At 41.7% G+C, this 6,177-nt stretch carries 5 protein-coding genes; all 5 read left to right on the top strand.

Going from position 1 to position 6,177, the window contains the following annotated elements:
* Positions 1 to 2,190, top strand: a 2,190-nt coding sequence (locus VGA95_01065; GenBank protein ID HEX9665131.1) for an efflux RND transporter permease subunit, incomplete at its 5' end; no start/stop codon positions are given.
* A 30-nt stretch (positions 2,191 to 2,220) separates the two neighbouring features.
* Positions 2,221 to 3,402 (top strand): efflux RND transporter periplasmic adaptor subunit, encoded by a 1,182-nt coding sequence (locus tag VGA95_01060; protein HEX9665130.1) that lies wholly within the window; start codon positions 2,221 to 2,223, stop codon positions 3,400 to 3,402.
* Between the two features lie 7 nt (positions 3,403 to 3,409).
* On the top strand, positions 3,410 to 4,858 hold the full coding sequence (locus VGA95_01055; GenBank protein HEX9665129.1) for a TolC family protein: 1,449 nt from the start codon (positions 3,410 to 3,412) through the stop codon (positions 4,856 to 4,858).
* Between the two features lie 29 nt (positions 4,859 to 4,887).
* A complete protein-coding gene (locus VGA95_01050) occupies positions 4,888 to 5,472 on the top strand; it encodes a sigma-70 family RNA polymerase sigma factor (GenBank protein HEX9665128.1) in 585 nt (194 codons plus the stop codon).
* 16 nt (positions 5,473 to 5,488) lie between these two features.
* Positions 5,489 to 6,177 (top strand): hypothetical protein (locus VGA95_01045; GenBank protein HEX9665127.1); only part of this gene is annotated, 689 nt, incomplete at its 3' end.

Below are 6,177 nucleotides of genomic sequence, written 5' to 3'. Positions count from 1 at the left end.
GGGATAAACCTGAATGTCGTAATGGATCAATCAGTTTATGTGAGGCAGGCCATAAGTAACCTCGTTCATGAAGGAATCTTGGGAGCCGTACTTGCATCGATAATGGTTCTTATCTTTCTTGGGAGCGTGCGTTCTACTTTTATTATTCTTCTATCTTTACCTCTTGCAATACTTTCTGCCTTTATAGGTCTATATTTTACGGGAAAGAGCATAAACGCCATGACCCTCGGGGGTCTAGCACTGGCTGTGGGGCTGCTTATTGATCAATCAGTAGTGGTCATAGAAAACATATATCGGCATCTTGAGATGGGGAAGACTCCCTGGAATGCGGCATTGGATGGAGCATCAGAGGTTGCAAAACCCCTTTTAAGTATTACTTTGACAATAACCGTTGTCTTTTTCCCAATTGTTTTTATTACTGGTATGGGCAAATTCTTGTTTTCGCCGCTTGCTCTCAGTGTCACATTCGCTATTGCGGCGTCCTTTGTTCTTTCTATTGTTCTTGTTCCTCTGTGTGCGTCAAGATTCTTAAAGAAAGCATCGAAAGGCACAGAAATCGGTCACAAACCATTTATATTTGCCTTTTTTGACGAGAAATTTAACGCTCTGAAGATGAGATACAATAAATTCCTCAGTTGGTCTCTGCAAAACAGGAACAAGGTTTTGGTAATTACACTAGTAATCTTTGCGGTCACCATGTCGCTCTATCCCTTCATCGGTAAGGAATTCTTTCCCCAGGTTGATTCAGGTCAACTTGTGATACGAGTACGCGCTCCCTCCGGTACGAGAATAGAAAAGACTGAGGAGCTACTAAAACAGGCTGAAAATGTGATACGTGAGCAAATTCCCGAAGAGGACCTGCAAATGATGATTTCTAACATAGGTGTGCTGCTTGATTGGCCTGCAGCGTACACACCAAACTCAGGTCCACAAGACGCTTTTATGAATTTGCAACTATCTGACGGTAGAAAAAAGACATCCCAAGAATATGCAGAGGTTCTAAGAGATGTACTTAATGAGAAATTCACAGGTATTGAATTCGCATTCGACACCGGAGGCATAATAAGTTCCGCTCTTAATTTTGGGCTACCTTCCCCGATAGATATACAGGTAGAAGGAAATGACCTGAATGTCGCATACAATATCGCGGAAAAAATAAAAAAAATAGTTGAAACTGTTCCGGGCACGGCCGACGTCAGGATTCAGCAGAAGATCGACTATCCGCAAATTCAGGTAAATGTGGATAGGGTAAAAGCCGCATATCTGGGGCTTACTCAAGAAGACGTTGTAAAAAATATTGTTACCACGCTAAACTCAAGCATTAACTTTGACCCTGCATTCTGGATTGATCACAGAAATGGCAATCATTATTTCCTGGGTGCACAGTATAGGGAGGAGGATATTGATTCGCTTGAAACTTTGAATAATATACCGCTCAAAAGTTCTGGTCAAAATAGTCATAATGGTAGCCCTGTACTTCTGAAGAATATTGCAAGCTTTGAGCGTACTACCGCTCCCGCAGAAGTAAATCATCTGAATATAAGCCGTGTCATAGATGTTTTTTCTAATGTATCAGGGCGTGATATTGGTTCTGTGGGGTCAGAGATTGAAAATAAGTTGAAAGATCTCGATCTACCTTCGGGTTATTTCGTCAATATTCGTGGAGAGGTTCAAAATATGAGAGATTCCTTCGGTAGCATGGGTTTTGGGCTTTTGCTTGCCGTGATTCTAGTTTATCTGGTCATGGTTATACAGTTTGGATCTTTTCTCGACCCACTTATAGTCATGTTTGCTATCCCTTTGGGTCTTATTGGTGTGGTTTTGATGCTTATTGTTACAGGTACAAATCTAAATATCCAATCTATCATGGGGATTATCATGATGGTAGGGATTGTGGTCTCATTCAGCATACTGCTAGTAGATTTTATAAACCGCCTGATTGATGAAGGAGTGAGTGTGGAAGAGGCAGTTTTGAGGGCTTCAGGGATTAGACTAAGACCAATACTTATGACGGCGCTTGCAGCAGTGCTGGGACTAACGCCGATGGCTATAGTGGGTGGCGTAAATATTCCGCTTGCTCGAGCAGTAATAGGTGGTGTTTTGGCCTCCACGATCCTGACACTTGTTGTGGTTCCAATACTTTACACATTGCTAAAGGGTAGCAAACATAAATTATCTAATACTAACTAAGAATCTTTTGGTTTGAAAAAGGAGTTGAGCATGAAAAATAAAAAACTTTACTTGCTAATATTCCCTCTTCTGATGGTCATGCTTGTTATAGGGGTCTTAATTTTTAAAGAAAAGTTAGCAATAACAGAGACAACAACGTTAAAAGGCTCAGAAGACGAAAAAGGAGTTACAAATGTCGAGGTCACAAAGGTTGTGAGAAAGGACTTGGTGCGCAAAATAGGAGTTCCCGCAAGCATAGGGCCCCTACATAAGGCGACTCTATATGCTAAGGCTGCGGGGTACCTTAATTGGATTAATGTTGACATAGGAGACCAGGTAAAAGAGGGTGAGGTTCTCGCAGAGATGGATATACCCGAGATGGTAGAAGAGTACCAACAGGTAAAGGCAAAACTCAGAGGGGCGCAGGCAAACTACAAAAAGGCCGAGGCTGATTTTGAACTGCAGAAACAAACTTACCAAAGGATAAAGGACATATGGGCAACCGAACCCGGAGCCGTGGCGAAGCAGGACGTAGATGTTGCAAAGGCAAAGTTCGAGCTTGCCAAAGCAAGCATAAATAACGAGAAAGCAAAGATAGATAATGCAAGTGCAGACATGGAAAGATTAAAAGCTCTTCTTGAATACGGAAAAATAAAGGCGCCATTTGACGGCGTAATTACGGAACGATTCGTTGACCCAGGAGCACTCGTTCAGGATGCTACTTCTAATAATGTATCCCCGGTTGTAACTATAATGCATACGGATACAGTTCGTGTTTTTATCGATGTTCCTGAACCGGACGTACCATTCGTGGAGAAAGGAGATGAGGCAAATCTTGTAGTGGATGCCCTTCCAGGCAGAAATTTATCTGCATCAGTTACACGCTTTGCAAATGCACTGAATCCCGGGACCCGCACAATGAGGACTGAAATAGATATACCAAATCCTGATCAGCTCCTGCTTCCTGGTATGTATGGAAATATAACGTTAAACCTCGATGTAATCGAAAACGCCGTAACAGTTCCCGCAGATGCTATCACTGTTGAAAAAAATAATAAGTATGTTTACAAGGTCAAAAATGGAAAGGTTGAGAAAGTGCAGATAGAAACAGGAATCGATGATGGTATTCGAGTTCAAGTTGTTACGGGACTTAAGGCAGGGGAAGAAATCATTATCAAAGGTAATAACACAGTTTCAGATGGAGATACAGTTAAAGTTACCAAAAGATATTAAAGGATAAATGGTTATGCGCGGACTGGGTATATTTATAATTCTCATATCGACAACTCTCGTTTTTTTCTCCCAATCTAATGCAACAGATTCTGAAACTAATGCTCTCGAAAAGGATAAGGTTCAAAAAGAGAAAATTGGACCAGAGTATAGTAATAATCAAGAAGTATCGGCGCCTCTGGAGTCGGTCGAACTAAGGCTAATCGGAAAAGACAGCCTACCCATCGATCTCGCAACAGCAATACGCATAGCATCCAGTGACAATCTTGAGATTGCAGAGGCAAGAGCCCGGGTTTTAGAAGCAAAGGGAAACAGCAGTGCAGCATTTGGCGGCCTAATTCCGGTTGTGTCATTATTTTTTGGCTATGGGCGAACGGATGGTAGGGTCCAGGGAAGTTTTGGAGAGCTGAGGGATGTGACTTTCGATACACTGAGTCCGGGTATTATAGCGAGTTATATTCTTAACCCCGGCGAGTCAATATATAGTGCAATCGCAGCTCATCGCAACGTTGATGCAGTAAAATCGGATGAATCAGCAATTACACAGGATGTTTTACTTGCCGTAGTCGAAGGCTACTACGATCTTGTTGAGGCACAGGGTAATGTTAACGTGTCAGAAAAGACCGTCTCGGATGCTAACAACCTTGTAAAGATTGCCGAGGTCTTGGAGAAGCAGGGTATAGGACCAGGCGCTGATGTAGTCAGGGCAAAAACAGATCTGGCGAATAAAGAACAGAGATTGATTACTGCCCAAGAAGAATTTAGAGAAGCCTCGGCCGACCTGGCTCTTATTCTTAAGGTTGACTCTTCAGTAACACTTTTCCCAAGTGATACACAAATAAGGCAAATTAAGTTTGTAGATAATCTAAACATGCTGGATGATCTTATAAATGACACCTTAAAGAAACATCCTGAGATTATGAGCGCGAGCAAACAGGTCGATGCTGCTGGTGCTGAGGTGTCCGGAGTTTGGTTGGGTGCTTTGGGCCCTGAAGTTCTTCTCGAAGCCGAGATAGGTGGTATTGGTGATAGATTTGGAAACATAGGTGAAAGGGAGATTTATCAAGGGGTGATAGGTGTAAGTCTATCGGCTTCATCTTATGGTGAAATTAAAGCTTCACGCGCTAGATTAAGGAGGGCCGAGATTAGAAAGGAAGAGGAACGTGAACGTCTTAGAGCGGATGTGGTGAAAACACATGATGAGGTGTTATCGTCCGAAGAAAAAATTATTCCTGCAAGAGAAGAGCTAGAGTCAGCTGAAGAGTCGTTGAAGCTAAGTCAGGTAAGGTTTAAAAGGGGACTGGGCTTGGCGGTTGAAGTTATACAGGCTGAGGATGCGCTTGCCAGTGCACGACTTAACTATATTAGGTCAATAATAAATTACAATAAGGCTCAGGTAAGATTATTAAATGCAATAGGTGAAATTACTGTCGAGAAATTAGTAGCAGGCTTGCAGTGAATTATCTTACAGTGATTTGAGGAGCTTGAATGAATAAGTCACATAGGGAAATTAAGTTAGTAACGGTAGATGAAAATGATGAAGCTATCAGCATAGAAGAAATCATAATGACGAACCTGGATTCAATTTATTCTACGGCTCTCAGACTTACAAAAAATAAAAATGATGCGGAGGATTTGGTTCAAGAGACTTGTCTTAAAGCGTTTAAACACTATGAGCAGATAAGTTCGAATAATAAGGCGAAGTCATGGGTATACAGGATATTAATGAATACCTTTATTAACAGCTATAGAAAAAAGATTAAAGAGCCTCCTTTAGTTGATATAGAATTGAGCGAGTCACTCCTTGACCATGTGGTTACAATTCGCAATTTGAGTCCGGAGGAGATTGTGCTTAATTACGTTCTAGACGAGGAGATAAAAGAGGCGTTAGATAGTCTTCATGTTGATTTTAGAGCTGTCATTTGGCTCTCTGATGTTGAGGGTTTCACATATCAAGAGATTCAGGAAATTCTGGATTGTCCCGTTGGTACCATAGCATCAAGGCTTTTTAGAGCGAGAAGTCTATTAAGAGAGACACTTTTTGAATATGCCAAAAAAAGGGGAGTAATCTAACGCAGGGGGTATTGTTATGGATTGTGGTGAGGCGAGAAAAATAATTTACACCTCGGATGGAATACAGGCGCTTTCGCCGGATCTAGCTGATGCACGTGAACATATAATAAATTGTTCTAGATGTACTGAGTTCTTTGAGATAGAGGAAAGTCTTAAGAGTCGTTTAAAAGGTGGGGCTCCAAAGGAAAAAGCGACAGCATCTCTCAGGGAAAACATTCTATCTACGATTGCCAATCAAAAGGCTGGAAATCAAGCTCGTAGCTCGTTTCTCTCAGGCAAATTGAGTCTGAAGGCTTCTCTTGCATTTTTAGGGATAGTTGTAATCCTGTTATCTATGACCTTGATTTATTATCCATTATCTAATAAGGAGGCACTCTCCTTAGCTTCTCGACTTGCTGAGGATCACCTGAGGAACATACCTGAAGCTGTACAAATCTCATCATCCGATCCAGAGACTATCGAAGACTGGTTCAAGGACAAGGTCGACTTTGCAGTCCTGGTTCCTGAACTTACGAATGCGAAGCTCATAGGCGGAAGATTGTGTCACCTGGATAATAACCGTATAGCGTTACTGTTTTACGAAAAAGAAGGAAAGCCCATTTCTCTTTTTGTAATGGACGAATCATACCTAGATGGATATTCACAGGACAAGGTAGAAATACTTCGCAATAAGCTACACAACGATACTGAAAAAGGCTGTAATCT

The sequence above is a fragment of the Thermodesulfobacteriota bacterium genome (assembly GCA_036397855.1).
GTDB lineage: Bacteria > Desulfobacterota_D > UBA1144 > Nemesobacterales > CSP1-2 > DASWID01.
This window is presented reverse-complemented; position numbering and strand designations above follow the sequence as displayed.